The organism is Mycobacterium florentinum (genome assembly GCF_010730355.1).
Classification (GTDB): Bacteria; Actinomycetota; Actinomycetes; order Mycobacteriales; family Mycobacteriaceae; genus Mycobacterium; species Mycobacterium florentinum.
In genome coordinates, this window is the sequence record NZ_AP022576.1 from 2,544,746 (window position 1) to 2,570,212 (window position 25,467).

Consider the following 25,467-nt stretch of genomic DNA (forward strand, 5'->3'; position numbering starts at 1 on the left):
TCCTCACTGTCCGATAGTGGCCCGGGCGCACAGCACCGCACGCTGGCGCTCGCCGTCGTCGCCGACGATATGGAGGTCAACGTCCCCGAATCCCGCGGATCGCAGCGCCTCGACAATCGGTTCAGGGTCGCCGACTTCGCTGAACGGCAACGCGGCCGCGACCTCGTCGGAGTAATGATGTGCTGCCACTTGAGTATTCAATGAGCAGTCGGCAACCAGCGTCCCGCCCGGAGTCAGGACGCGGCGCCATTCGGCGAATGCCTTGTCGGGTTCGACCAGGGTCCAAATGAAGTGCCGGGCCGTCACGGCATCGAAACTGGCATCGGGAAACGGCAGCCGTTCGGTCACACCCTCGACGAAGGTGATGGCCATCCCACGCTCGGCGGCCTTGGCCCGCGCGTGCGCCAGCATCGCCCGCGACGCGTCGAATCCGGTTACCTGATGACCGAGCTCGGCCAGCAACAGCGCGACAAATCCCGTGCCAGTCGCGATGTCGAGCACCCGGGAGGAGGGCGGGATCGCACCCAGCGCCGCCGTCCACAATTGGCGTTCGGCCTCGGAGAAGATGCCGTGCGCGTCCTTTTGGTCGTACCGCGCGCCCTCTTCCTCCCAGAAGGCGCGAATCGCGCTGTGCGCGCCTACTAGGCCCTGACCATCACTCGGCGACATAGCAATTCACCCTAGCCTCCTGGAGTGATTACGCGTCCACGAGCGGCCGGAGCGCCTCGCCCACCTTTGTGATGACGCCGGGCGTGTAGCCGTGGGTCGGAAGGTTGACGATCACGCCGTCGACGCCCACGTCGAGCACGCGGCGTTTGATTTGATCGGCGATCTGATCGGGCGTTCCGACGACCGCTCGGCCACCACGCGGCCCGCCGATGTCGACGGGTGCATCGCTGACCACCACGGTCAGCAGGGTGCTGGTCTCCAAAGTGTCTGGGTCGCGGTCGATTTCGGCGCAGCGCTGGCGCAAGACGTCCAGCTTGCGGGGCAGGTCGTCGATGTCGGTGATCAGGTTGAGATGGTCGGCGTAGCGGGCGGCCAACCGAAACGTCTTCTTCTCGCCGGCGCCGCCGAGCATGACCGGGATGTGGTCGCGATAGCGGGGCTCGTTGATCGCGCTCTCGGTGTGGTACCACTTCCCGTCGAAGGTCGGCCGCTCGCCGTGCAGCATCGGCACGATGATCTGCAGCGCTTCGTCGAGCTTTTCGAAGCGCTGGGTGAATGTGTCGAAGTCGAACCCCAGCTGCTTGTGCTCCAGTTCGAACCAGCCCGCCCCGATACCCAGGATGGCGCGTCCCGCGCTGACGACGTCAAGCGTCGTGATCGCCTTGGCCAGCAGGGTCGGGTTGCGGTAAGTGTTGCCGGTGACCAACGTGGAGAGCTGCACCCGCTCGGTCGCGGTGGCCAGCGCCCCCAACGCGGTATACGCCTCGAGCATGGGTTCGTCCGGTTCACCCAGTCCCGGCAGCTGATAGAGGTGGTCCATCACCAGGACGGTGTCGAACCCGGCGGCCTCGGCTTCTTGAGCCTGCGCCTTGACCGAGGGAAACAGCTCTGCGACGGACGTGCCATAGGAAAAGTTCGGGATCTGCAATCCGAGTCTGATAGTCACGCCCTCATACAACCGCATCGAGCGGTAATTGCATTCCGCGCCCGCCCCTAGGCGTGGATATCCGGAGTGCGGACATGCTCCGGGCGGAAGCCGCGCCCGACCAGAAGCGCCGGAAGCGCTTGCAGCGGGCCCCAACCGATGATCTTCGGAATCTGGATCGGCGACAGGTCACCGCTCAAGTTGGGCGCGACCGCCTTGTCCTGCACCAGCACCTGACCCGCTTGAATGATCCGAGTCGGCAACTCGCGGCGGCGCTGCACCTTGGCCAGGTCGGCGTCGGTCAGCCGACCTTCGCGCAAGGGGCCGCACAGGATGTTGGCCGCGGCCACGGCATCGGCGACCGCGAGATTGATGCCGACCCCACCGGCCGGCGACATCGCGTGCGCCGCATCGCCGATGCACAGCAGCCCGGTGCGCCACCAGGTCTGCAGCCGGTCCACCCGCACGTCGAGCTCGCTGGTGTCGTCCCACGAAGTCAGATCGTTGACGTGCTCACGCAGCCGCGGTTGTGCGGTGACGATCTTTTCCTTGAACTCCTCCAACGGCCCACCGCGCGGGCTGGCTCCCTTCGGCATCAGATAGGCGACCTGCCAGTAGTCGCCCCGGTAGATCATCGCCATCAACAGGCCCTTACGAACCACGCCGAACAGTTCTTCGGGGTCTCCGGGGCGCCATTTCAGCCGGAACCACAACACGTCCATCGGCGAATGCGCCGCAGCGGTCTGCAACCCCGCCGCCGCGCGCACCGCCGACTTGCGCCCGTCGGCGGCCACCACCAACTCGGCCCGCACCTCCAGACCCGGCGTACGCACGCCCACCACCCGATCGCCGTCGAAGATCAGGTCGGTGACCTCCGCGTTACGGACTAGGGTGAATTCCGGGTAGATAGAAGCCTTTTCGGCAAGGAAGTCGAGGAAGTCCCACTGCGGCATCATGGCGATGTAGGGCTGTTTGAAGCCCAGCCATTTGAGCACCTTGAAGTCGCCGATCGTGCGAATCGAGCCGCCGGTGTCGAAGGCAAGACGGTCGATCTTGGTGTGTGGCAGTTTCAGGAACTCGTCGATGCATCCGAGCTCGTCCATGATCCGCAGCGTGCTTGGGTGCACGGTGTCGCCGCGGAAGTCGCGCAGGAAATCGTTGTGCTTTTCCAGCACGACAACCCGGACTCCGGCGCGAGCGAGCAGCAGAGCGTGCACCATGCCGGCGGGGCCGCCTCCGGCAACGCATACCTGGGTCTGCATAACTTGTGTCATCGCTCGACACTCCTTCGGAGTTTGGAATACAATTGCAGACTACATCAAGTAATGTATCAGATACGCGAAGGAGGCGGTATGGCCCGGCCGGTATCGACGCCACAAGTGGTGGAGGCCGCGCTGCGCGCCGCAGAAAAGCTGCGCAAGGATGTCGCCGACGTTCCAGTCGCGATGATCGCCGCGGAGGCGGGGATATCCCGGAGCACGCTGTTGCGGCGCTTTGACGGATCCCGCACCGCTCTGAACGACGCCGTCCGCGCGGCCGGAGTCGACCCCGGCGGCCTGCCCCCCGTCCGCGACCGGGCGGTGGCCGCAGCAGCCGCGCTCATCAGCGAATCCGGCCTTGCCGCAGCAACATTGGAGGCCGTCGCCGCCCGGGCCGATTGCTCGGTCTACAGCCTGCACGCGGTTTTCGGCGGGCGCGACGAATTGATGCGCGCCGTCTTCGAGCAGCACAGCCCGATCCTGGACATCGAGGAATACCTGGCGCATCCCGTTGGCGGCCTTTCCGAAATAGTGCGCGGCTTCTACCGAACGGTGGCGAACGCGCTGAGCCGCGAACCCCGGGTTGCCCCAGCGATATTCGCCGAGGCCTTCGCACGGCCCACCAGTCCGGCCGTGCAATCGCTGGCGGCCTACGGCCCCCCGCGGTTACTCGGCGTACTCGGTCGTTGGTTCGACGCCGAAATTCGTGCCGGACATATCCGCGACATGCCGCTACCGCTGCTGGCCCAACAATTGTTGGGCCCCATCATGATTCACATGCTCACCCGGCCGGTGTTGCCGAATGTCCCCGGCCTGCAACTGCCCGACATCGAAACCGCCTGCGACGTCTTCGCAACGAACTTCGTGCGTGCCGTCGCGACGCCGAGGAACTAGCTGGCGTCGGCTCTGGGCGGTTACCAGGGAAGCTTTCGGCGACACAGCAATTCACACTACTGTTCTTATATGCAGACGGTGTTGTTCACGCTCGGGTTGGTGCTGTTCCTGCTCGGCCTGCTCACGGGATTTGTCGTCCCGGCGTTGAAGAACCCGCGCATGGCGCTGTCGAGCCACCTGGAGGCTGTCCTCAACGGCATGTTCCTGGTACTACTCGGCCTACTCTGGCCACATATCCACTTGCCGAACGCTTGGGAAGTAACGGCGGTGGTCCTCATCGTCTACGCCGCCTACGCGAACTGGATCGCGTCGCTGCTGGCGGCGGCATGGGGCGCCGGCCGCAAACTCGCGCCGATTGCGACAGGCGACCACGAGGCGTCAACGGCTAAGGAAGGGTTCGTCAGCTTTCTGCTGGTGTCTCTCTCGGTCGCGATGGTGGTCGGCGTCGGCATCGTCATCGCCGGCCTTTAGCGGCGTGCGCCACAACGAAAGCGCCCCGGGCCTTTTGGAGTTTGCGTCACTTGTCCGCGAATTCGGCGAGCTTGGCATTGACCGCCGCAGGATCCGGTCCCGCGTATGTCTTTGGATCTTGTTGACCCATACCAGGAACGGGCAGCTGGCCGCGGGACCGTCCACCGTTCCCAATTGTTCGATGTGCTTGCCGGTCCTGGGTCAGGAACAAGAACCGGGCTGCGGCGACCGGACGTCGAGGCATTCATAGCCATGCAGCTCCCACCTCCGCCCCCTCAACCACGGCCCGAATTGCCGTGGTGGCGTTACCCGGTCATCGCAGCCAAACGCCGTCGCCGGCGAGCATTCCGGTGATCACGAATACGGTCCAGTGCATGGCCGAGACCAGCCGTCGCTTCATTGATAGCCCTTCAGCAGGACCAGATCGATTCATCGCAATATTGAGGCCGCGGTTTTGCAAGTTTCTTGTCACCATCCGACGACGGAGTTTCTTTCGACGCAGTTGGATCAATCGTTCATCTGGGCACCATCTGGCAGTGCGATCAATGACTAACGCGTACCGTCTTCTTCGCCATCGGAAGTGTCGGCGTGGCTGTCAGCCAATTCCGCCGATTCATCGGCGGTCTCAGTCTCAGAGCGCTTCTTGAGCCGCCGGTACCAATAAGCGACGACGAGGCCCACCAGGGCCAGCACGAAGATGGACACCCACAGAGGCACTCCCACCACACTCCACTTGAAAAACATCACCGCCAGTACCGCGATCAGTTTCATTCCGTGCTCCTATCCTCCATCGAAAGGCCGCCACCGTTTCGGAGTTCAGGCCGGACCCGTTTCGGGCAGCGCGGGCAAGGATTGCTGCAGCGTTCCCGCCGTCGCCGAGTCAATGAGGTCTTGGATGCGCCGGTCCGACCTGCGCAAACCCCGCACCCACTCTTCACCGACTTTTTCACCGTCGCGCTCGATGACGATCCGCCAACGCAAGCCGAGCCAATGTGCGATGAACCAGAAGGGCCACCAACCCCCGACGAGCATGACGAGAAGAACTAACCCCCCGAGGCCGAGGTCGTCGCTGCCGACGGGAAAATGGGAAAGGTCATACCACCGGCGACGCCGGACTGTCCACCGCATGCCCATCGGGTCAATTACTTCGGCCATCTCGTCCCCGCTTCTACTGATACCGGCTTCTGCCCCAACCGCTCTCGGTCACGTGCACTTTGCAGCAGGCTTCTTGCGGGATTCTTGTGACAGAAACCGCTGTAGCCGGCAGTGAATCCGAACACTCTGCGTGGTCTTACGGTTTCAAGAATCTTGCAAGACACCCATTCCACAGTGTCTATGTAGTTATCAGCACGGAGGTCATTCTTCGGCTTATTGCTTGCATATCTATTCGCAATGAGAGACTTCGCTCTTAAGTAGGAGGGGTTCATGCATCGGTCTATGGTCTGCGTAGCCGGCGCAATGGCTGTCGTCGCCGCGCTGTCGGGGTGTTCGAATGACAAACCCAGCACGAGTTCGTCCAATACGTCGCCCGCCGCGGGACAGGCCACGGTCTCGGTCAACCACGTAGATCAAACCGGTCTTGGCCCAATAGTGTGCGACGTGAGCGATTACAGCGCTGAGATCACAATAAAGAGGAATGGCCACAACATGGCGCATGCCTCATTGGCCTGGAAGCAGGGCAATCCGCCGCAGCTCAAATCGGCACTCCTGCTAGGGATCCAAGGCACCTCTTTGCGGGATCCGGAACTCGGGTACGGGGATACGCCGCCCGCCGTGGCGGATCCGACGGTCAAGAAGTACGGCAACCGTTTCGTGATCAGCGCCTACGGCTGGAACCGAACTGACCAACACGCTCCTTTCGACATCGATGTGACCTGCCCATAGTCGCCGAACCATGCCAGCACGCTCGTATGGGGGCGATTCCAATTCACGGCGGCCCGTCTCAAAAATGGTCGTAGTTCATCGGGGCGAGCTTGTAGCCGTGACCGGTCGTGTCGTTTGCAAATCGGGCCCAACCCCCGACGCCCGCTATCGTCCAGCCCTCAGCGTGATAGGTATAGCCTTCGGAGATCGGCTGGATGTCCGAAGACGTGTTGATGGTTATGGCATCGGTTTCGAAGAAGCTGCCCGTGGTGCTGATTGCACGCCCTGGCGCAGGATCGGTACATGTATAAGCGTTGGTGATGTGCTCACCCGGGATGCATACCTGGCAAGTGACTTGCTCTGCCGTGACCATACAGATCGTCCCCCATTGGGTTCTGAAGTACTGATACGCGGGAGCGGACGGCGCCGAAGATGGCGCGGGTTGTGCGATTGAGGCCGAGTTCTGTGACGGCTGCATGGTTGGTTGTGAATACGGTGCAGCGGTAGGGATTTCGGATGCGCGCGGGTGGTGCGATTTTGCCAGGGCGTTGACCCCGATGACCGCTGCGATGGCGACGACCGCGACCGTGATTGCGATCCCGAGCGGGCCGCGAAACGCAGACGGAGAATCAGGGCTGGGCACGGGAGCAGGATCAGGACTTGTCGACACCGGTTTAGCTGATGGCGAGGGCGCTGGTATGGAGGGTCCGCTGGGTGCTGACGGTCGGGAACGGACGACGGGTATCGGCGGCGGATCGAGTGGGATGCTGGCCGGCGCAGGGGCTGCCCCTGTTGCTTTCCTTCGATGCTGGGCTTCTTCGATCGCATGGCCCAAGACATAGGTCCACGCTTCGGGCAGTGGGCGGCTCTGTGGCGCGTTGGTAAGCGTGTCGGTAATGATCTGCCGCAACAGATCTGGTGTGCTCGTCGGCACGTGCTGGGGGCTTTTGGTGTCGTGGTCACCGGCCAGCAGCCTCAGGGCCAGCAGGCCGAGTTTGTAGGTGTCGGAGTAGACGGTGGCCAGCTCCTCGCCGGGGGTTGTGTCCCAGCCGGGTGTTTCGACTTGGCGCAGGGCCGAGACACCGTTGATCCGCATGGCATCGCAGTCGATGAAGTAGACGGCTTCGTGTGGTGTCAGGGAAAACAGCAGGTTTTTAGGTGAGATATCGCCGACACAGACGCCGTGCCTGTGCACGAATGCAAGCCCTGAGGCCACCTCGCGCAGCAACGTATAACGTTGCGCATCATCAATTTCGATACCACGGGCCGCTAAGACCGACGAGTGATTGAGCAGGTGCTGGAATTCGGCGGTGGTTGACGACATCCCTTTAACGGTTGTCAGTGGGATGAAGAACCGCTCGGGGATCGCGGGCATCACGAATCCCGTTGACTTGCCTGCATCTTCGACCAGGGCGCAGGGCCAGGCAGCAATCGAGATAAGCCGTTCGGCCTGGGCATAAGACAGCGACTGTTCGACCAGGGCGGGCATCGCAGATAGTGCAGTGAAATCGATTTCGGCCAGAATCTGGGGTTTGTATTCCTTGTAGACCATCGACGCGGCGAACTTGGTCTTAACGTTGGGTGCGCGATAAACCACGCCTTGGCCGCCCTGCCCGATCTTGGTCAGCGCACCCAGTCTGTCGCGTTGGATCACTTGCGCTGCCATGGCAGACCTTCCGCCTCACGAGCCCGGCCGAGCCTTCATCACGTCGTGCGTCGTCATCTTCTTTCTTCCTCGCGCAGATGTCCAGGATCGGCAGCTGCCGAACGGAGCACGACCCAAGTTCCGTGCGGCCGCTGCGGTGGAGTCGGGGTTAGCGATGACGTCACGAAGTCATATTCGCGTAAGCCACACGGCCGCGCCGGCTATGTGGGCTGAATGGCTCGAAATGTTGGAAGACGTCCATCCGGTCAATACTTTTGGCATTATCGACACACGCTCGGGATGTCGCGCGAAGAACAACGCCCTAGCTAGGAGGCAGGCATCTCCCCATGACACCACAGCAGTATCGATCACCGCGGTTAGCGTGGCTGCGCCCATCTCGAAGGTGTCGACCCACACCTGCTGCACCTAATCGAGCATTCCTTCTCGGAATGATGGCTAACCCCGCATGACAATTCGGCAAGAATCTTTCAAGCTGATAGCCGGAACATTTCTGTGACTGGTCTCAACCCATGACCCCGGATTGTCCGGAGAAAGACAACGAACATGACGACACCCGCCCAGCCCGGCTGGTACGACGACCCAGAGAACTCGAACGCGCAACGCTATTGGGACGGTCAGAACTGGACACCGCACCGTCAGCGAAAGAACACGGCTCCGACGACGCCCGACCCCGCGCCGTCGGCACCGCCCGTGCTCCCACCGCCGCCGGCGGCCACCGGGATACCGCCTTCGGACGGGCTGGGATCTTTCGTAGACAAGGGTCGATCCCACCCATCTCGCCAAAACAAAATCGCCATCGCAGGTGTCGGGCTAGTCGCTATCTTGATTGTGTTCGCGGTGGGTGTGTTCCTGTTTGGCGGTAATGGAGGAGCCGGCGACTCGACGGCTGCGGTGGACAAGTCGTCGAAGTCGTACCAGATGGGGCTGGCGACCGGCACCAACGGTCAGGCCGAGATCGCTGCTTACGGTGGGTTCGATATCCTCACCCACTCGTACAAGAAGCTCTCACCTCACGATGCGTGCGAGGGCCAGTGGGACATCGACAATGGCGCAGCACCTGACCTGAAGCTGTCCAAGACGGACTACATGGCGGGATGCTTGTACGGGATCGACCACAACGCCAACTCGACCAACGCCAGCCACGCACCTACGGCTACGGTGGTGCCCCCGTCGAGGAAGGGACCCAACGGCTCCACAATCCCGAATCGGCCGGGTTCATAACCGCTCGCTACCGTAAATCGGTTCACGAAATGACTACCGCGCAAAGGTGGTTGCTGGCCGCCCTAGGGGCAGCAGTTGGCCTCGCGGCGGCGTGGGCTATCGCTCATTATTTCGGTCCGCATTACCTATGGGTTGGCACCCTTCTGTTCCTGCTGTGGGGTTGGATACGGAACAGCCGTTGAATGAGATGGTTAGAATTTGGCACGGGAAGTGCCGGGCCATCTCGCGCTCTATCGGCGACTCGGAGCTCGTCCGCCGACTCATCGACTGATTAAGCCGACGGCTATTGTTTGGCATCCCACCACTACCGCAGCTTTTGCACGCTATTGATGGTGAATCCGAATTGGGTAAGTGGTTGCAGCTCTACCGGCGCACCCCGGACTGCCAACACCATAACCGTGCCGTCAGACTCGATAGCTGATGCGTAGTAATTTTCTCGAGTCAGCACTAAATCGTTGCGCATTTTGTAGTCGGAGTCATACTGGCCGATGGATATGTAGTCCATTCCGCTCTTGGCTCGACACATCCCCTTGCCTGTCGCGGCAGGCAGAGTGCCGCGGCCATCGATGAAGGTTCCCAGCTGGCAGACGGCATCTATCCAGTCCTCTTGGCCGCCGTACACGGTCCCGGGCGTGGGCCCGGGAGCGGTGCCAGATGACGAGCGGGAGTCGCCTGCCTCCGCAGCAGCCGCGCCTGCTCGTCTCGGCGCCTGCGACATTCGGCATCTGCGGCCGCACTACGCCGTCGGGTAGAGGATGGCGCGTTCCAAGCTGCCGTCGCCGGGTGGGCCGGGCAGCACGGTGGCGGAGTTGGCCGCCGGGTCATAGACCCGCAGCACTGCGTTGTGCGAGCCGCAGTTCCCGCTGGTCCTGAGCAGCAACTTGTCGCCCGTGACACCGACCACGCGCACGGTCCTACCGCTGTCCACGCCGGGAACGGTGACCTGCGTGGTCGTCATGTCGGCGTTGAGGCGAAACAGCAACCCATCGCCACCGCACCCTGGCACGTTCTCCAGGAACGTGCCGCTCGGGACCCGAAAGGCGTTCTGGTATCCGATTTGCCCGTCGTCGACCGGTGTCAGCGCGGTCGGGGCCCCGCCATCCAGCGGGACCTGCCAGAGCTGGGCTCCATCGGCGACACCGGGGGGGACCACACAGGCGGCGAGGACCACCGAAGGGGTCCACCACCGGACGGGTCTGCAGGAGGCACGCGGCGCCGGCATCGGCAGCTGCCGAGTGATCACTCCGTCGTTGCCCATCACCACCATGCCGTTGTCAGTGCCCAGGACCAGCTGGTCGCCGTCGGGTGTCTGCAGGTAGCCGCCGTCGAATTTGCCGGCTCCCCCCAGCCGATCGGTGGAAAAGGCCAACTGCTTGTCGCCGCGCAGATCAATCCGCTCCAGAGTGGATTTGTATGTCTTGTAATCGCCACTGGAGGTGTCGAAGTCCGACACGAGGATGGCCTGACCGGTCGGGCGGCTGTAGGCGCCCAGGGCGCTGCCCTGGGAGGCGATCGTGAAGCTTTGCTTGGTGCCGGTCGCCAGGTCGACGTCGGTCATCGTGATGTGTCCCCCGGCGGCGAAGCGGTCCTCTAACAGAGCGTGCCTGCCGTCGCCCGACCAGTCGGCCAGGTCGCGCGGATTGCCGGCACCACCGGGTTCCGTCGCTGGCGAGGGCGGAATGGTAGTGATGGCGTAGCGGCCGCCCGCGGGGTCGAACAAGTAAAGCGTGAGCGGCTGCGTCGGCGGTCGCGGCGCGGACGTGGGGGGGTTCTGCGAAGCCGCCTGCGGCGCACTCCAGGTGGCCAGGATCCAACCCGGCCCGACCTGATTCCACGGAATTTGGCTGGCCAGTAGCTCCTCGCCGGGAGCGGCTAACCGCGCGCTCGAGTTCGCGGAGGCGCCCGTGCTTTTCGACGGGCCCGAACACGCCACCAGAGTGGCCGCGCTGAGGATCATCAGGGCGCCGACGAGCCCCCGCATCGACCTCATCGGTCCGTTGCCAACGGGCGAACTAAAGACGGATCACTTTCAGGGTCGTAGCGCCTCATCGACGGCTGGCCGCGCCAAACTTTGCTCATGGCTGATTCCTTTCGAGGAACATGTTCGTGGGCCAGTGGTAACTTCGACCGATCGCGACACCGGCAGCCGTGGCCGACTATGTCAAGGCTGCAGCGGACGTCTTGCAGCATTCTTGAAAGGTACCCACGTCCACGCATGGTTCGGATTCCGTTATCTCGTAGGTGCTTTGGCTGCGATCTGAGCCTTCACCCGCCCGCCAGTTTCCAGACCCGATGGTGCTCGTCGCCGGAACATATATGGCAGTCCTCATTCATGCTGACGTAGACGGCGCCCGCGCCGTCCGCCGCCACACCATAGGGGCTGTAGACATCATGAGTTGGCAGTACGGTCGGGGTTGCCGAGCCTGACGGCAGTTCCATCACCCCGAGGCCCCAACTGCCATAACCCGTGACGTAGAGGTTTCCGGCAGCGTCTACCGCGACACCGGACGGGGTTTGGACAATGCCCGTAAGTGGCAGCGTCGTTGGAGTACTGGAGCCCGCGGCCAGTTTCAGCAGCGATCCGCCAGCGCTGACGACATAGACATCGCCCGCGCCGTCCACTGCCACTTCGGCCCTGCCATGGAGGGGTCCGAACGGCAGGACGCTCTGAGCGTTGGAGCCCGCCGTGAGCATTCGGACTCCGGTGTTGGAATCATCGACCCAGCAGCTGACGTAGAGGTTGCCGGCCGCATCGACCGCCACCCCGGACGGGCTTCTAAGGTCGGTGAACGGCAGCACGGTCTGGCTGCCAGACGCAGCCGCCAGCTTCACTACTCGAGAATTGGACCCATCGACGACGTAGACATTGCCCGCGGAGTCCACCGCCACGCCGTCGGGATAGTTAAGGCCGTTGAACGGCAACACCTTTGGTGTCGTCGCGCCCGACGTCAGCTTAAGTACCCGATTGTTGGCGCCGTCGGTGACGTAGACGTTGCCCGCGGAGTCCACCGCTACCCCGAGGGGGGCCACCCCGGTGAAAGGCAGCAGGGTCTGCGTCCGAGGGGCTGCGGTTTGCACCGCAGCCGCGGCGGTTGGCGGGGTCTGCGGCGAGGGGGTTGCGGAATGCGTGGTTGGCGCCAAAGGCGGTCTGGATTCCGTGGATCGTTGAGGCCAAAGGAGATAACCAATGAATCCGACAATGGCCACGAACCCGACCACCGCGGCGATCAACGCAAACTTCATCGCAAACGTGGACTTCGAACGGTCGACCGGTTCTGGAGTCGTCATCTCCTTGCTCCCTCGGAGAAGATTGCCGGGGTCGGGGTCCGCGGTGTCATCCCGATCGGCTCGCTAATCCCGGTCGTCTCATGGCAACGCTGACGCAAACACCTTGAAAGATTCTTGTCGCGCCATGCTCGACAGTGTTCAAATGCGTGCCCTGCACTCAAGCCTCCATAAACGAAAGCGCCCGACGCTGCAAGCACGATACTTGAGATATCGGCCAAGCGCATTGCTTTACATCACCCGCAACCGCGACTCCAATAAGCCCTCCAATGCGTCCACTGAACTACAGCATCCTGAGGAGATAGTCGCGGATTCCGCGCGCACACCGACTGCGATAAATCACACGCAGTCCGGGCGATGAGCCCCGCAAGAATCTCACAAGACGTCGGCTCGATCCTCATGGCACCGGCCGCAATGGCTCCGATTAGGCAATCGGTGCAAAGCCCACGCATTGTCCGGGGGAAGGAATCCGACAATGAATCAGCGCTCACAGCAACGGCCCAAAAGCCGCAACAGTCGGGACTTCCCGTGGATGACAACACGCGGACTGTTGGGAACGCTCAGCGCGGTCGTCGCTTTGCCACACCTCGTGGCGTTGGCCATCGCCCCGCCCGCCGCGGCAAACGTCGACCTGGCCGTGGGAATGCCGATCAACATCGGCCACCATGGCTGCTCGCTTGGTTTCTTCGGGTTCAACGCTCGACAGGACCGACTGGCGGTGACCGCGGGGCATTGTTCGGACTCAGTGCCCGACGAGCCGGTCTACGCCGACAATGGCGTCAGGATTGGGCATGTCGTCGCCTGGAAGCAAGACGCCCAGGAGGGCGCGTCGGGCAAGCTGACCGGTGCACGCGGATACACGGTCGTCCTTGTGTACAAACGGTTTTCGCTCGAACCTTTCTTCACCGGCGTCAGCTCCTCAGTCAACGACGGTGATTCCATCTCCAAGTTCGGTCAACGCACGGGCAAGACCAACGGTGTTGTGAAGAGCTTTCGCTACGATCCCAAACGGCCTGATATGGCTTTGCTTTCGTCGAACATGGTGCAGCTACCCGGCGACTCCGGTTGCCCGTGGTACACCAGCGAAGACAGGCTCGTCGGGATCGGATCGAGTAGTGATCAGGAATGGGCGGGGGGTGACGCCGGCAGTCAAGCCCAGCCGATCCAAGCACTGCTGGACATGATCCGGGCCAACGGCGGCATTTGGGGCGAGGACTTCAAGGTTTGGACGCAGTAGGGCAAACCGTTACGTCAAAGGGCCGAACTCGCCGCGATTTTCGCAAAATCACTGTGCCACAAAGGATTTCTCCAGTTTCAATACCCTGTTGTTGCCAGTGTCGACTACGTACAGGTTGCCCTGGGTGTCCAACGCGATACCGCGCGGATTGTTGAGGCCGGCGAAAGGCAGGATGGACTGGCTGACCATCTTTGTGTTGGGGTCGGTCTTAAATTTCAGCACCCGGTTGTTACCGCTGTCGGTGACGTAGACAGTGCCCACCGCGTTTTGATCCGCCGCCACACCGTGCGGGCTGTTAAGGCCGGAGAACGACAGCACAGTCTGCTGCTGGTTGCCGTTGCTCTGCGCCGACACATTCACCACCCGATTGTTGCCGGTATCGGCAACGTAGACGTCGAAGAACCCCCTATTCACGACCGAAACACCATCCGGGCTGCTTAGGCCGTTGAAGGGCACCACGGAGGGGACGTTGGTCCCGGTACGCCATGTCAGTACCCGATTGTTACCGCTGTCGACGATGAAATAGCTGCCCGAATAAATCAGGGCGCCCTGCGGGGACTGGAGACCGGTAAATGGCCCGAGCCACTCGGTGTTGTTCGAAGAGGACTGCCACGGCGGGGTAGGCGTGGACTGGGGGGCCCTATCCCATAACATCCGGTCGTTGTTGGCGTCGGAGACGAAAAGGTCGCCGTAGTTCTGCGCCGAAATACCGACAGGATTGTTAAGCCCCGTAAACGGCGGCACGGACTGGGTGGGCGAGTTCGGCGCCAATCTCACCACCCGGTTGTTGCCACTGTCGGTCACGTAGACGGCACCGTTGACGTCGACCGCGACACCCGCGGGACGATCGAGGCCGGTGAAGGGCATTACTATGGCCGATCCAGCGGCTGTAGAGGACTGCGAGGGTTGCACCGAACTCGGAGTTCCACTTGTCGCCGCTGTCGCGGGCGAATTCGATGTGGCGCTACTTCCGGGATTAGTCGCCGAGGTGCCGCCACCGGGAGTAGTGGTGCCCTTATTTCCGCAGGCCGCCGTCATCGCACCCAACAAAATGACCGCGACGGCCGCCGTGACACCTACCGAACGACGCGCGCAACGAGGAAAGTTCATGAAGGGGACCTTATTCTCTGTCCATCTCAATCACCAGAAACAACGATTCCGAGTTTCGGCTAATTCTCGCTACGGAGATTACCGACGTGCCGCCCGATGCAGTGATGAGCACGGAGGTCGCCCATGCGTCGACGGCTGCGCCGACCAACGGGGCAAACCCTGTCGACACCAACGTCGGCGTTAAATATGTTGTAGTACAACGGTTTCTGCCTGCGCAATCATAGAGGGCGGGCTAAACATCTTGCGTCGTCATGGATGTCGTCATGACGATCCTCCCAGTGACGCCATGCCACCGAAGAGCACCAACCAGATGATTATGCCGAAGGCGAATGCGCAGCCATTAATAATGAGAGCGCTCAGAGCCAGCCCCTTGCCCGCCCCGGTCGTCTTGCTCTTGTTGAACGCGAGGTATCCGATGATCAGGCCTAACACCGACGTGGCGGTGCCGACCCCACACAGGAAGTCGCACAGGACGCTGATAATGCCAACAGCGAGCGCATATACAGCCAGGGCGTTCGTGACCCAGACCGAGCGATTCTCGGCCATCGCGGCGCGAAGCTGATCCTGGGTTATCCCAGCCTGCTGCAAATCGGCGGGTGTAGTGGAGGACCATTGCTGGCCGTCCCAGTACATCTGGCCGGGTCCACCGTTCGGATCTGAATACCAGCCTGCCGCTGGCTGTTGACTCGTCATGTTCTCCGCTTTCTCTCGAAGATGGGTGACGACAACGTTGGTGGCTACGCCTTGCAGGATTCTTGAAGGTTGTCGCGATGGCCGGCGCTCGGCCTGTCAGAGGGTTGCTCGAAAATCAGCCGGAAACAACCGGTCGCGCAAACTATGCCACCACAGCGATCACCGATCGGACCGCAAACATCCGAGATCCCTTAAGCGACTGTCATCTTCGTAGAGATGGCTAGCTCGTTGCGGCGACAGACTGTCGGCACTCAGCCAAATACTGCGGCGCCGGTGAGCTCTTCATGACGACGATCCTCCCAGTGACGCCATGCCACCGAAGAGCACCAACCAGATGATTATGCCGAAGGCGAATGCGCAGCCATTAATAATGAGAGCGCTCAGAGCCAGCCCCTTGCCCGCCCCGGTCGTCTTGCTCTTGTTGAACGCGAGGTATCCGATGATCAGGCCTAACACCGACGTGGCGGTGCCGACCCCACACAGGAAGTCGCACAGGACGCTGATAATGCCAACAGCGAGCGCATATACAGCCAGGGCGTTCGTGACCCAGACCGAGCGATTCTCGGCCATCGCGGCGCGAAGCTGATCCTGGGTTATCCCAGCCTGCTGAGGAATTTGGGTGCCCCCGCCTTGAAATTGTGGACTAGCGGTCGGCCACTGTTGGGGAAGCGGTTGTTGGGTCGGGTCACCCATCCCGTACTGCGGTGCGGCAGCCGCATAGCCGGGCTGGGGCGACGGCGGCGGGAGCGGCCCGGGCAGGACTGGAGGTTGCTGCGGCGGCGCGGGCATGACCGGTGGTCGCGCGGCCGAACCAGTCGGCTTGCGCTGACGGTGCGGTGTCCAGGCTTGGCCGTCCCAGTAACGCTGGGCGTTCGGGTCGTCTGGATCGTCGAACCAACCTGGCTGATCGGGCATCGACATGCGAAGGTCCTCCCTGCGCTGAACTGCACTCGTTCGCAGGGAGGATACTCCCTGCGAGCCGCGGATGCCGCACGATTTCGGGCTTATCAACAATTCCCCGGCTCCGAATTGCGAATAGTGAAGTGATCTCCCAACACCGGGGCGGCGCGACGCCGATCCGCGACAAGAAATTTACAAGGGTTCGGGCTCACGCTATCGGAGCATGACGGGCACCCGGCCGGCCTCGCTGGTATGGCACCAAATCTTGCGTTGCCAAAGCTTGCGAAAAAGTTTCGGGTGTGCGATTCGGGCAGTACACTTTGACGGCCCGGGTCAAGCGAATGTGGTGCTTGACCCTAATTGTTCGGTGAGAGTGGGTGTGTAGCGGTGGAACCTAAAGGATCGATTCTCCCGGTCTATTTCGTCGCCGACGAGTCTGGCTCCATGAGCCACAATATCGGCGACCTCAACGACAGCCTCACCTCCCTGACCCAATCGGTCATCAGCTCCGGACAAGCCCTCGCCTCGTGCTCAGCAGAACTGCAATTCGAAAAGCCGGAGGGCTTCACCCTCGCCGTCGACATCGTCTAACCACACCCGCCCACACACGCTGATGGTGTCCCTCACGACGTCGGTGCAATCTGGCGACTCAAGTCAGCCTGCGCGGCAGGAGGATTGAGATCACGGCTCAAACGATCGCGCGTGACAAGCTGGGTGCTCTGACCAAGATCGGCCAGGGCGGCCAGGGCGTGGTCTACGCCGCACCAAATGTAAAGACCAAGTTCGCCGACTCGATGGTCTACAAGGAATACAAGACCCAGACCCGCGCCGAAATCGACTTCACCGCATTGGCCGCGATGCCCGCCCTGGTCGAAGACTCCCTGACCTACTCGCAGGCCGAACGCCTGGTCTCGATCGCCGCCTGGCCTTGTGCACTCGTCGAAGACGCTGGAAAGCCAACCGGATTCGTCATGCCCGCCATTCCTGACCGATTCTTCGTCCCGCTGCAAACCGCCAAGGGAACCTCGAACACCACCGCCGAATTCCAGCACCTACTCAACCACTCATTTGTTCTGGCCGCCCGTGGCATCAACATCGATGACGCGCAACGCTATACGCTGCTGCGCGAGGTCGCCTCCGCACTGGCATTCCTACACAAACAAGGCGTCTGCGTCGGCGACATCTCGCCGAAGAACCTGCTGTTCTCACTCACCCCACACGAAGCCGCCTACTTCATCGACTGTGATGCCATGCGCATCAACACCGTTTCAGCCCTCCCCCAGGTGGAAACCCCCGGCTGGGCGATTCCCTCGGGCGAAGAACTGGCCACCGTCTTTTCCGACACCTACAAACTCGGCCTGTTGGCGCTAAGACTGCTCGCCGGTGACCAAGACACCAAAAACCCCCAACACCTTCCGCCGACCACACCGAGCATGCTGCGCCAAATCATCACCGACACACTGAAACCCGAGCCAGAACAACGACCGCTACCCGAAGCCTGGACGTACGTTCTAGGACACGCCATCGAAGAAGCGCAACACCAAAAGAAGCTCGCCTCCGCGGCTTCGACATCGGTAGACACCGCACTCGAACCGCCACCCGTGCCCGTCGTCCACTCCAGACCATCTGGAGCCCGGACGGGTCCTCAACCCGCGATATCCGTATCGCAATCCACCCCGCCGCCAGTACCGACTCCGAGCACGCCGGTGTCAAGCAAGAGCAACGTTGGACTCGTCATCGCCATCGCGGCCGTCGCAGTCGTTGCAATCATTGTCGCGATCGTCGCCAACGTCAATAATCACACGAATTCGGCATCGACCACCCAACCGCCCTACGCTCCGCCGGTTACTGCTTCCTCACTTCCGACGACAACGCCGACTTACACCACCAGCCAAATACCTTCGCCTACACAAACTTTGGAGCCAACAACCGTCGCGCCGCCACCGCCGCCGGCACCACCGCCCCCTCCCCCAGACATGTACGTCGCGATCGCCAGCGCACAGCCGGACGGATGGGGTTGGGCAACATCTGACGTCTCACAAGATGACGCCGTGGCGAAGGCGGTTGGAAAATGCAAACAGTCCAATCCCGCAATTCCCTGCTTTTGGAATGCATGGAGCCGAAACGGCTGCGTGGCAATCGCTAAGGGCCGTGACGGGACTATATGGGGCGCAAACGGATCCACTCGGGTTGACGCTCAAAACAATGCTTCCAACAAGTCTGGAGGCGGGCGGGTTTTGGCGTGGGCTTGCGCGTGAACCCCACAACCAGTCTGCGAAGCGACGGATCTGCCGACCATGAAGGCGGGCACCCACCACTCCAGGATTGTCGAGAAGTGTTGGAAAGCACTGCAGGCCGGTCTGGACATTGCGCCGTGGATCCGTTCCGCTGAGGTACCGGCCGCGCTGGACCAGCACAGTCCGCGCTGTTGAGCCGGCCAAATGGGGTCAGCTGGAAGCGTCGCAAATTGTCCAGTTGCCGTTCTCTTTCGCGAAGGAACTGGACTCGGTGCTGGGGCTGGTTGGCGACTTAGACCACGTGGAAGTCACCTGAGCCGTGGCGTGGTTTCCGTTGACGCGGATGTTGGCCACCGACATCGAGACGGCCCCGTTCTCGTCGAGTATGCCGCGTAGACCGTCGCTGGTGTAGGCCGCGGCAAAAGCCCCGCCGACGCCGGACAATTTCGTTTTACCACCGCAAATTAGTGAGTCAATTCCTGCGCCATCTGCGTTGTTGAAGTCGGTGGCGAAGGTGGCGACGAGAGCTGTGATCTGCTCCTCGTCCGATTTGCCCGCGATGAAGTACTTGTAGCCAAATACTCCAGCGACGGCTAAGACCGCTACGACAGCGATGGCCGCAACGATCATGAGTGGGGCCCGGGATCGCCGCGCCGCTGGGACAGTTGACGATGGCCCCGGGGCTTGTCCCGCTGGGGCAGCTGGCGCGGGCCACTGGGGTTGCCCCGCCCCGGGCGGAGGCGGTGAAACCGAGGGGGGCGACGAAACTGGCGGCGGGGGTGGAGGCACGACCGGCTGAGGTGCGCGCCGCGACACCGGCTTTCGCTCACGGTGCGGTGTCCAGCCCTGACCGTCCCAGTAGCGCAGTGCATTCGGTTCTTGAGGGTCGTCGTACCAGCCCGCCTGGTCAGGTGTCGTCATAGCCAGACCTCTCATTCGCTGAACGGCGCCCGCCGAAGGCAAATGGAGCGTGGCGGTGCGTGTCCAACTCGGTGATATGTCGCGTCATCATTGTCTTCCGCTCGGCGTCCGGCAAGGATTGCCGCGATCCGCACCGAAATGCATGATCCACCCCAGCCATTAGAGAACCGTCGTATCGTCGGCTGGTGGCAACGCGCGTTGGCTCGAGAGCAATTCCGAACTGTCACTTGGAAGTGGCTGGCTCCTCGATGTCATGTTGCGCACGCCGGCCAATGCAGCCAATGAGCCCTCAGCGGCCACCTGGAATGGCGACATGATGCAGCGAGAGTGGGTGTGTTGCGGTGGAACCTAAGGGATCGATTCTGCTGGTCTATTTCGTCGCCGACGAGTCTGGCTCCATGGGCCACAATATCGGCGACCTCAACGACGGCCTGGCCTCACTGCACGACGCCCTACAACGAGAATCATTCGCCGCAGCCAAAGTCCGACTCTCGGTCATCGGGTTCTCCGACACCGCCTTCACCTACCTCGAACCCACCGATCTGCGCTTCCTGCAATGCATGCCGGTCCTAACGGCCCAGGGCCGCAACTCCTACGCCGCTGCCTTCGACCAACTGAGCTACCGCATCAGCGTCGACGTCCCCAGCCTCAAAGCCCAGGGCTACGCCGTACACCGCCCGGCTGTCTTCCTCCTCACTGCAGGCCTACCCGACGGACACGAGGACTGGCGATCACGTCGGGCTAAGCTGCTCGCCCAACCCGCGGCCCCCAACATCCTGGCCTTCGGCATTGCCGATGCCGATGCAGCCACGGTCGCCCAATTGGCCACCAAACCCCACTTCGCATTCGTCGCCGCCCGCGGGGTGGACGCTGTCACGGCCATTTCAGAGTTCCTGACCGCACTGACCCAATCAGTGGTTTAGACCAGACCCGTCAACCACCGAGGTCCTCGACAAGAATCTTTCAAGGACAGCGGCGCAACCTAGCCCCAATCCGCAACGTCGATCGCTTAGCCCTCGGGAGAATCAGCATGACGGCACCACCCCGGTTGGCCGCTTCAGTGTCCCGAAAGAACTATTCAGCGCTATTGCGTGCGAAAAAGTTTCGGCTGTGGGAGTGGAGCAGTACACTTTGACGGCCCGGGTCAAGCGAATGTGGTGCTTGACCCTAATTGTTCGGTGAGAGTGGGTGTCTAGCGGTGGAACCTAAGGGATCGATTCTGCTGGTCTATTTCGTCGCCGACGAGTCTGGCTCCATGGGCCACAATATCGGCGACCTCAACGACGGCCTGGCCTCACTGCACGACGCCCTACAACGAGAATCATTCGCCGCAGCCAAAGTCCGACTCTCGGTGATCGGGTTCTCCGACACCGCCTTCACCTACCTCGAACCCGCCGATCTGCGCTTCCTGCAAGGCATGCCGGTGCTAACAGCGCAAAGCCTGACCTCCTATGCCGCAGCCTTCGACCAACTGTCCTACCGCATCAGCGTCGATGTCCCCAGCCTCAAAGCCCAGGGCTACACCGTGCACCGGCCCGCGGTGTTCTTCTTGACCGACGGCCTGCCCAACGGCAACGAAGACTGGCGCGCAGTACGCGCCCGACTGCTCGCCCAGCCCGCGGCCCCCAACATCTTGGCCTTCGGCATCGGAGACGCCGACGCAGCCACCGTCAGCGAGCTGGCCACCAAACCCCACTTCGCGTTCGTCGCCGCCCGCGGCGTCGACACCGGCGCGGCGATCTCCGAATTCCTCACCTCCCTGACCCAATCGGTCATCAGCTCCGGACAAGCCCTCGCCTCGGGCTCAGCAGAACTGCAATTCGAAAAGCCGGAGGGCTTCACCCTCGCCGTCGACATCGTCTAACCACACGAGGCCGACGACATGAATCTGGTCAAGAGATCGCAGCGATGGTGCGGATCACCCCGTGACGCGGAAGGACTGCGATGACGGCACAATTGATCCAACGCGACAAGCTGGGTGCGTTAACCAAGATCGGCCAAGGCGGCCAAGGCGTGGTGTATGGCGCACCAAATGTAAAGACCAAGTTCGCCGACTCGATGGTCTACAAGGAATACAAGACCCAGACCCGCGCCGAAATCGACTTCACCGCATTGGCCGCGATGCCCGCCCTGGTCGAAGACTCCCTGACCTACTCGCAGGCCGAACGCCTGGTCTCGATCGCCGCCTGGCCTTGTGCACTCGTCGAAGACGCTGGAAAGCCAACCGGATTCGTCATGCCCGCCATTCCTGACCGATTCTTCGTCCCGCTGCAAACCGCCAAGGGAACCTCGAACACCACCGCCGAATTCCAGCACCTACTCAACCACTCATTTGTTCTGGCCGCCCGTGGCATCAACATCGATGACGCGCAACGCTATACGCTGCTGCGCGAGGTCGCCTCCGCACTGGCATTCCTACACAAACAAGGCGTCTGCGTCGGCGACATCTCGCCGAAGAACCTGCTGTTCTCACTCACCCCACACGAAGCCGCCTACTTCATCGACTGTGATGCCATGCGCATCAACACCGTTTCAGCCCTCCCCCAGGTGGAAACCCCCGGCTGGGCGATTCCCTCGGGCGAAGAACTGGCCACCGTCTTTTCCGACACCTACAAACTCGGCCTGTTGGCGCTAAGACTGCTCGCCGGTGACCAAGACACCAAAAACCCCCAACACCTTCCGCCGACCACACCGAGCATGCTGCGCCAAATCATCACCGACACACTGAAACCCGAGCCAGAACAACGACCGCTACCCGAAGCCTGGACGTACGTTCTAGGACACGCCATCGAAGAAGCGCAACACCAAAAGAAAACGGCGGCAGCAGTTTCCGCACCAGTCAGCGCGCCATTGGAACCACCACCAGCACCCGTCGTGCACTCCCGGCCATCGGGATCCACCCCGCATTCCCGACCACCCGCGGCGGCGCCGTATCACCAACCGTCGATCGGCTGGTCGCAGCCGCCAACCAGTGCACCGTCTCAGTCTTCGTCCCGCCTAGGGCTCGTGATAGGGCTCGCGGCGGCCGCCGCGATCGTGGTCGTCGTCGTAGTGGCGCTGATAGCGCAGAAAAATAGCAACAACGTTTCGACTGCGAGTGCCCCGGGGACGAACACACAAACAAACGCAGCGACGGAGCCGGTTTACGCCAACACACCCACATCCGCCTACACGCCACCACCCGATCCCCACCAGCAGCTGCAGCAGCTCGCCGCTCAAGATCAGCCCTACATCGTCTCGAACCTTGCCGACCACTGGGTCCCACAGCTCAGTTCCAAGCTTGGTGTACCACCATGGACCTACGACAGCGAAGACGGCGTGACGTACGACAGCGACCAGTTGATCCTGCAGGACTACCAGCGGCTCCGCCAGCTGTATGACGCCAGACTTGCATGGTCGGGCGACTGGAGCAACTGGGACGGCCCCAACTTCTGGGTAACCATCGTGCCGCTGACCTTCCCAAGCCCGAGCAGTGTGCTGAACTGGTGTGCCGGCAAGGGATTGGACAAGGATCATTGCAGCGCCCAGATCGTCAGCAAAACTGCGGGCCGCTATGGCACGCACGGATAGAAGGATTGATGGCGATCCGCAATGACCGATGACCTACCGCGATCAAACCAGCCGTTGCGCCCCGAAGAACCCGCGAACGACGCCACCGCGGCGTCAGACCTGACCCCGGCAGCTCAGCGCGAGAGCAGCCAAGCTCGAACGCGTGCCCTGCTATTGCGGTGGCCGATGCTCACCGCCGCGGCCACCCTTGCCGTGGCCTTGGTCGCCGGCGGCACGTTCGCGGTCCTTCAGATAGGCGCCGTCCGCCAGCTGCTCCCGTGGCATACCGGCAGCCAAAACCATGCTCGCGCAACGATTTCGGTGGCGGCGCCCAGCCCGGCCGCCGCGGCGCCCTCGTTGCCGCCGGGCTGCCCGGACACCGCCGCGTTGGTGCACTCGCTGTCGACCCGCGACAAGCTAGCGCAGCTGTTGATGGTCGGAGTGACCGACGCGGACGACGCACGCAGAGTCATCGCCGAGCAACACGTCGGGGGCATCTTCATCGGCAGCTACACCAATCTGTCGATGTTGACCGACGGGTCGCTGACCGCCATCGGCGCCTCGGCGGAACCGCTGGGACTCGCAGTCAGCGTCGACGAGGAGGGCGGCCGGGTGCAGCGGCTGCGCTCGATCATGAAGCCCGCGCCTTCAGCCAGGGTGCTGGCCCAAACGGACACACCCGATGAGGTCTACCAACTTGCCTTAGCGCGCGGCCGCCAGATGCGCGGCTTCGGCATCACCATCGATTTCGCGCCGGTCGTCGACATCACCGACGCACCCGACGACACGGTGATCGGCGACAGGTCGTTCGGCGACATTCCTGCGGAGGTCACGCGATTCGCCGGCGCCTACGCGAAGGGTCTGCGCGATGCCGGGGTCCTACCGGTGCTGAAGCACTTTCCCGGACACGGTCGCGCGTCCGGAGACTCACACCAAAATGGAGTGACCACTCCGCCGTTCAGCGCGCTAAAGGATCTGGACCTCGTGCCCTACCAGACCCTGGTGACCCAAACACCGGTGGGTGTGATGATCGGCCACATGCGAGTTCCCGGCTTGACCGAAACTGACCAGGCAAGCCTGAGCCCGGAAGTGGTTGCGTTGTTGCGCAACGGAACCGGGTACGGAGGACCGCCTTTCGACGGCCCAATCTTCACCGACGATTTGTCGACGATGAAAGCGATCACCGATCAATACATGGTCTCCGACGCGGTCTTGAAGGCCCTGCAGGCAGGCGAAGACGTCGCGCTGTGGATGAGTACCACCCAAGTACCGGCTGTGTTGAACAAGTTGGAGCAGGCCGTGGCGGCCCAGGAGCTGAGTATCACCAGCATCGAGGCTTCCGCGCAGCGGATGGCAAAGGCGAAGGCGGCCTTCAACTCTCATTGTGGTGGTTAGCGGCAGATGAGTCCTAGGCTGAGGCGCAGACAGTACGCCATCATCGGGGCAGCCGCCGCTGTCATTATCGTCGCCGCAGGTGTCGTTGTCGCGATCAGGCTGACCGGCAGCAATCCGCCCGGCCGCCCTGCGAACGCGGCTCAAACTTCGGCAAGCCCGACCCAGACCCAATCCACCGGAACACAGACACAGACCCCTCCCCTGGTGGCCAATGTCACTCCCGGTAGCCCTGACTCGGCCACGTTGAAAGCGGAATTCGCCAAGCTGCAAAGCGAGATCGACGGCTCAGTCGGAATAGCGATCGCGCCTGCCGGGGATGGGAACGCACCAATTGTCTTGGGCCAATGGTCGATCGGACCGGCGTGGTCAACCATGAAGATCCCGTTGGTCGTTGCCGCCCTACGCCAACCGGGCCACGGTGACATCACCGACGCGATGACCTCCGCCATCACCAAGTCCGACAACGACGCGGCCGAATCGATCTGGGAAGGCCTTGGCAAGCCGGCGGAAGCGGCTCGAACGGTCGAAAACGTTCTCGTCGAAGCGGGCGACCACACCACCGTGGAGTCGCAGCGGATTCGGCCCGAGTTCACGGCTTTTGGGCAAACGAAATGGCCATTAGCGGATCAAGTGCGCTTTGCCGCCTTTATGGCATGCGATGCGCGAGATGCGCCGGTACGCGAGCTGATGGGCCAAATCGAGCAGAACCAACGATGGGGATTAGGTCAGATCCCCAACACCGCGTTCAAGGGTGGCTGGGGGCCTTCGACGGAACGAAAATACCTGGTCCGGCAATTCGGCTTTATCACGAACCCGTCGTCCGGCGCCGTCAGCGTTGTCGCGGTGGCGGTGGAGCCCACATCGGGATCATTCGACGACGGCACCGCCGATCTCGACAAGATCGCTGGTTGGCTGAAGGAGCGCATTGACATACTGCCGCACGGCCAATGCGGCCGCTGACGGGGCGTGGCCCGGATCCGCGACAAGAAATTTACAAGGGTTCGGGCTCACGCTATCGGAGCATGACGGGCACCCGGCCGGCCTCGCTGGTATGGCACCAAATCTTGCGTTGCCAAAGCTTGCGAAAAAGTTTCGGGTGTGCGATTCGGGCAGTACACTTTGACGGCCCGGGTCAAGCGAATGTGGTGCTTGACCCTAATTGTTCGGTGAGA

25 protein-coding genes and 1 pseudogene are annotated in these 25,467 nt (G+C 62.2%); 12 read left to right on the forward strand and 14 right to left on the reverse strand.

Annotation, left to right across the window (positions count from 1 at the left end; genetic code table 11):
- Nucleotides 1–3: 3 nt before the first annotated feature.
- From G6N55_RS11855 to G6N55_RS11865, 3 genes are read right to left on the reverse strand one after another with little or no spacing between them, the layout of a single operon-like run.
- Nucleotides 4–669: a class I SAM-dependent methyltransferase gene (locus G6N55_RS11855; protein ID WP_085221759.1), complete on the reverse strand. Its 666-nt coding sequence runs from the start codon at nt 667–669 to the stop codon at nt 4–6.
- Nucleotides 670–697: 28 nt separating this feature from the next.
- Nucleotides 698–1,615 (reverse strand): LLM class F420-dependent oxidoreductase, encoded by a 918-nt coding sequence (locus G6N55_RS11860; protein ID WP_085221776.1) that lies wholly within the window; start codon nt 1,613–1,615, stop codon nt 698–700.
- Nucleotides 1,616–1,662: 47 nt separating this feature from the next.
- Nucleotides 1,663–2,868: an FAD-dependent oxidoreductase gene (locus G6N55_RS11865; protein WP_085221758.1), complete on the reverse strand. Its 1,206-nt coding sequence runs from the start codon at nt 2,866–2,868 to the stop codon at nt 1,663–1,665.
- Nucleotides 2,869–2,946: 78 nt separating this feature from the next.
- Here G6N55_RS11865 and G6N55_RS11870 point away from each other — a divergent pair, with 78 nt between their 5' ends.
- Both G6N55_RS11870 and G6N55_RS11875 read left to right on the forward strand, forming a co-directional pair.
- Nucleotides 2,947–3,747 (forward strand): TetR family transcriptional regulator, encoded by an 801-nt coding sequence (locus G6N55_RS11870; protein WP_085221757.1) that lies wholly within the window; start codon nt 2,947–2,949, stop codon nt 3,745–3,747.
- A gap of 69 nt (nt 3,748–3,816) precedes the next feature.
- On the forward strand, nt 3,817–4,218 hold the full coding sequence (locus G6N55_RS11875) for a hydrogenase (protein WP_085221756.1): 402 nt from the start codon (nt 3,817–3,819) through the stop codon (nt 4,216–4,218).
- Between the two features lie 549 nt (nt 4,219–4,767).
- Here G6N55_RS11875 and G6N55_RS11880 read toward each other — a convergent pair.
- Nucleotides 4,768–4,989 (reverse strand): hypothetical protein, encoded by a 222-nt coding sequence (locus G6N55_RS11880; RefSeq protein WP_085221755.1) that lies wholly within the window; start codon nt 4,987–4,989, stop codon nt 4,768–4,770.
- A gap of 45 nt (nt 4,990–5,034) precedes the next feature.
- On the reverse strand, nt 5,035–5,373 hold the full coding sequence (locus G6N55_RS11885; RefSeq protein ID WP_139826799.1) for a hypothetical protein: 339 nt from the start codon (nt 5,371–5,373) through the stop codon (nt 5,035–5,037).
- 303 nt (nt 5,374–5,676) lie between these two features.
- Here G6N55_RS11885 and G6N55_RS11890 point away from each other — a divergent pair, with 303 nt between their 5' ends.
- Complete coding sequence (locus tag G6N55_RS11890) at nt 5,677–6,102, forward strand: lipoprotein LpqH (RefSeq protein WP_163667311.1); 426 nt, start codon at nt 5,677–5,679, stop codon at nt 6,100–6,102.
- Between the two features lie 58 nt (nt 6,103–6,160).
- Here the strand turns inward: G6N55_RS11890 and G6N55_RS11895 are convergent, their stop codons facing one another.
- Nucleotides 6,161–7,747 carry a protein kinase family protein gene (locus G6N55_RS11895; RefSeq protein ID WP_085221752.1) on the reverse strand — a complete coding sequence of 529 codons (1,587 nt, stop codon included), beginning with the start codon at nt 7,745–7,747 and terminating at the stop codon, nt 6,161–6,163.
- Nucleotides 7,748–8,290: 543 nt separating this feature from the next.
- Between G6N55_RS11895 and G6N55_RS11900 the strand changes: the two genes are divergently transcribed.
- A complete protein-coding gene (locus G6N55_RS11900; protein WP_085221751.1) occupies nt 8,291–8,968 on the forward strand; it encodes a DUF2510 domain-containing protein in 678 nt (225 codons plus the stop codon).
- Nucleotides 8,969–9,272: 304 nt separating this feature from the next.
- On the opposite strand, the gene G6N55_RS11905 is transcribed toward G6N55_RS11900, so the two are convergent.
- The 3 genes from G6N55_RS11905 to G6N55_RS11915 all read right to left on the reverse strand — a co-directional run bounded on the left by G6N55_RS11905 (nt 9,273) and on the right by G6N55_RS11915 (nt 12,211).
- Entirely contained in the window at nt 9,273–9,590 is a 318-nt protein-coding gene (locus G6N55_RS11905; protein WP_085221750.1) for a hypothetical protein, read from the reverse strand.
- 114 nt (nt 9,591–9,704) lie between these two features.
- Nucleotides 9,705–10,949: a hypothetical protein gene (locus tag G6N55_RS11910; RefSeq protein ID WP_085221749.1), complete on the reverse strand. Its 1,245-nt coding sequence runs from the start codon at nt 10,947–10,949 to the stop codon at nt 9,705–9,707.
- A 284-nt stretch (nt 10,950–11,233) separates the two neighbouring features.
- Nucleotides 11,234–12,211, reverse strand: a complete 978-nt coding sequence (locus tag G6N55_RS11915; protein WP_163667313.1) for an NHL repeat-containing protein — start codon at nt 12,209–12,211, stop codon at nt 11,234–11,236.
- Between the two features lie 631 nt (nt 12,212–12,842).
- Between G6N55_RS11915 and G6N55_RS11920 the strand changes: the two genes are divergently transcribed.
- Nucleotides 12,843–13,490, forward strand: coding sequence for a chymotrypsin family serine protease (locus G6N55_RS11920; RefSeq protein WP_372517565.1), 648 nt, complete (start codon nt 12,843–12,845; stop codon nt 13,488–13,490).
- A 48-nt stretch (nt 13,491–13,538) separates the two neighbouring features.
- On the opposite strand, the gene G6N55_RS29380 is transcribed toward G6N55_RS11920, so the two are convergent.
- The 3 genes from G6N55_RS29380 to G6N55_RS11940 all read right to left on the reverse strand — a co-directional run bounded on the left by G6N55_RS29380 (nt 13,539) and on the right by G6N55_RS11940 (nt 16,214).
- Nucleotides 13,539–14,357 carry an NHL repeat-containing protein gene (locus G6N55_RS29380; protein ID WP_169718487.1) on the reverse strand — a complete coding sequence of 273 codons (819 nt, stop codon included), beginning with the start codon at nt 14,355–14,357 and terminating at the stop codon, nt 13,539–13,541.
- Between the two features lie 504 nt (nt 14,358–14,861).
- Entirely contained in the window at nt 14,862–15,293 is a 432-nt protein-coding gene (locus G6N55_RS11935; RefSeq protein ID WP_085221746.1) for a DUF2510 domain-containing protein, read from the reverse strand.
- Between the two features lie 282 nt (nt 15,294–15,575).
- Entirely contained in the window at nt 15,576–16,214 is a 639-nt protein-coding gene (locus G6N55_RS11940; RefSeq protein WP_139826798.1) for a DUF2510 domain-containing protein, read from the reverse strand.
- 423 nt (nt 16,215–16,637) lie between these two features.
- Between G6N55_RS11940 and G6N55_RS11945 the strand changes: the two genes are divergently transcribed.
- Together G6N55_RS11945 and G6N55_RS11950 are read left to right on the forward strand one after the other, a co-directional pair.
- The gene (locus G6N55_RS11945) at nt 16,638–16,784 is read left to right on the forward strand and encodes a hypothetical protein (protein WP_163667317.1); all 147 of its coding nucleotides are present in this window, start codon (nt 16,638–16,640) and stop codon (nt 16,782–16,784) included.
- A 158-nt stretch (nt 16,785–16,942) separates the two neighbouring features.
- Nucleotides 16,943–18,451: a DUF4189 domain-containing protein gene (locus tag G6N55_RS11950; protein ID WP_163667319.1), complete on the forward strand. Its 1,509-nt coding sequence runs from the start codon at nt 16,943–16,945 to the stop codon at nt 18,449–18,451.
- A 189-nt stretch (nt 18,452–18,640) separates the two neighbouring features.
- On the opposite strand, the gene G6N55_RS29785 is transcribed toward G6N55_RS11950, so the two are convergent.
- Nucleotides 18,641–19,060, reverse strand: a complete 420-nt coding sequence (locus G6N55_RS29785) for an Rv0361 family membrane protein (protein WP_232078984.1) — start codon at nt 19,058–19,060, stop codon at nt 18,641–18,643.
- 195 nt (nt 19,061–19,255) lie between these two features.
- Nucleotides 19,256–19,366: pseudogene (locus G6N55_RS30350) on the reverse strand (DUF2510 domain-containing protein); the annotation flags it as partial.
- Between the two features lie 326 nt (nt 19,367–19,692).
- Here G6N55_RS30350 and G6N55_RS11960 point away from each other — a divergent pair.
- From G6N55_RS11960 to G6N55_RS11980, 5 genes are all read left to right on the forward strand, one after another.
- Nucleotides 19,693–20,274: a vWA domain-containing protein gene (locus G6N55_RS11960; protein ID WP_085224057.1), complete on the forward strand. Its 582-nt coding sequence runs from the start codon at nt 19,693–19,695 to the stop codon at nt 20,272–20,274.
- 275 nt (nt 20,275–20,549) lie between these two features.
- Entirely contained in the window at nt 20,550–21,215 is a 666-nt protein-coding gene (locus G6N55_RS11965) for a vWA domain-containing protein (protein WP_197747398.1), read from the forward strand.
- Between the two features lie 80 nt (nt 21,216–21,295).
- The gene (locus tag G6N55_RS11970; protein WP_163667325.1) at nt 21,296–22,921 is read left to right on the forward strand and encodes a serine/threonine-protein kinase; all 1,626 of its coding nucleotides are present in this window, start codon (nt 21,296–21,298) and stop codon (nt 22,919–22,921) included.
- A 165-nt stretch (nt 22,922–23,086) separates the two neighbouring features.
- A complete protein-coding gene (locus tag G6N55_RS11975; protein ID WP_085224404.1) occupies nt 23,087–24,295 on the forward strand; it encodes a glycoside hydrolase family 3 N-terminal domain-containing protein in 1,209 nt (402 codons plus the stop codon).
- Between the two features lie 372 nt (nt 24,296–24,667).
- Nucleotides 24,668–25,255 (forward strand): hypothetical protein, encoded by a 588-nt coding sequence (locus tag G6N55_RS11980; RefSeq protein WP_139826981.1) that lies wholly within the window; start codon nt 24,668–24,670, stop codon nt 25,253–25,255.
- The last annotated feature ends 212 nt before the right edge of the window (nt 25,256–25,467 follow it).

Coding starts and splice junctions, on each gene's coding strand:
- G6N55_RS11945 (WP_163667317.1), top strand. CDS start 16,638: ATGAGCCACAATATCGGCGACCTCAACGACAGCCTCACCTCCCTGACC.
- G6N55_RS11980 (WP_139826981.1), top strand. CDS start 24,668: ATGAAGATCCCGTTGGTCGTTGCCGCCCTACGCCAACCGGGCCACGGT.
- G6N55_RS11975 (WP_085224404.1), top strand. CDS start 23,087: ATGCTCACCGCCGCGGCCACCCTTGCCGTGGCCTTGGTCGCCGGCGGC.
- G6N55_RS11940 (WP_139826798.1), bottom strand. CDS start 16,214: ATGTCGATGCCCGATCAGCCAGGTTGGTTCGACGATCCAGACGACCCG.
- G6N55_RS29380 (WP_169718487.1), bottom strand. CDS start 14,357: ATGCCCTTCACCGGCCTCGATCGTCCCGCGGGTGTCGCGGTCGACGTC.
- G6N55_RS11910 (WP_085221749.1), bottom strand. CDS start 10,949: ATGCGGGGGCTCGTCGGCGCCCTGATGATCCTCAGCGCGGCCACTCTG.
- G6N55_RS29785 (WP_232078984.1), bottom strand. CDS start 19,060: ATGATCGTTGCGGCCATCGCTGTCGTAGCGGTCTTAGCCGTCGCTGGA.
- G6N55_RS11915 (WP_163667313.1), bottom strand. CDS start 12,211: ATGAAGTTTGCGTTGATCGCCGCGGTGGTCGGGTTCGTGGCCATTGTC.
- G6N55_RS11890 (WP_163667311.1), top strand. CDS start 5,677: ATGGCTGTCGTCGCCGCGCTGTCGGGGTGTTCGAATGACAAACCCAGC.
- G6N55_RS11970 (WP_163667325.1), top strand. CDS start 21,296: ATGACGGCACAATTGATCCAACGCGACAAGCTGGGTGCGTTAACCAAG.
- G6N55_RS11900 (WP_085221751.1), top strand. CDS start 8,291: ATGACGACACCCGCCCAGCCCGGCTGGTACGACGACCCAGAGAACTCG.
- G6N55_RS11855 (WP_085221759.1), bottom strand. CDS start 669: ATGTCGCCGAGTGATGGTCAGGGCCTAGTAGGCGCGCACAGCGCGATT.
- G6N55_RS11895 (WP_085221752.1), bottom strand. CDS start 7,747: ATGGCAGCGCAAGTGATCCAACGCGACAGACTGGGTGCGCTGACCAAG.
- G6N55_RS11875 (WP_085221756.1), top strand. CDS start 3,817: ATGCAGACGGTGTTGTTCACGCTCGGGTTGGTGCTGTTCCTGCTCGGC.
- G6N55_RS11880 (WP_085221755.1), bottom strand. CDS start 4,989: ATGAAACTGATCGCGGTACTGGCGGTGATGTTTTTCAAGTGGAGTGTG.
- G6N55_RS11885 (WP_139826799.1), bottom strand. CDS start 5,373: ATGGCCGAAGTAATTGACCCGATGGGCATGCGGTGGACAGTCCGGCGT.
- G6N55_RS11865 (WP_085221758.1), bottom strand. CDS start 2,868: ATGACACAAGTTATGCAGACCCAGGTATGCGTTGCCGGAGGCGGCCCC.
- G6N55_RS11870 (WP_085221757.1), top strand. CDS start 2,947: ATGGCCCGGCCGGTATCGACGCCACAAGTGGTGGAGGCCGCGCTGCGC.
- G6N55_RS11935 (WP_085221746.1), bottom strand. CDS start 15,293: ATGACGAGTCAACAGCCAGCGGCAGGCTGGTATTCAGATCCGAACGGT.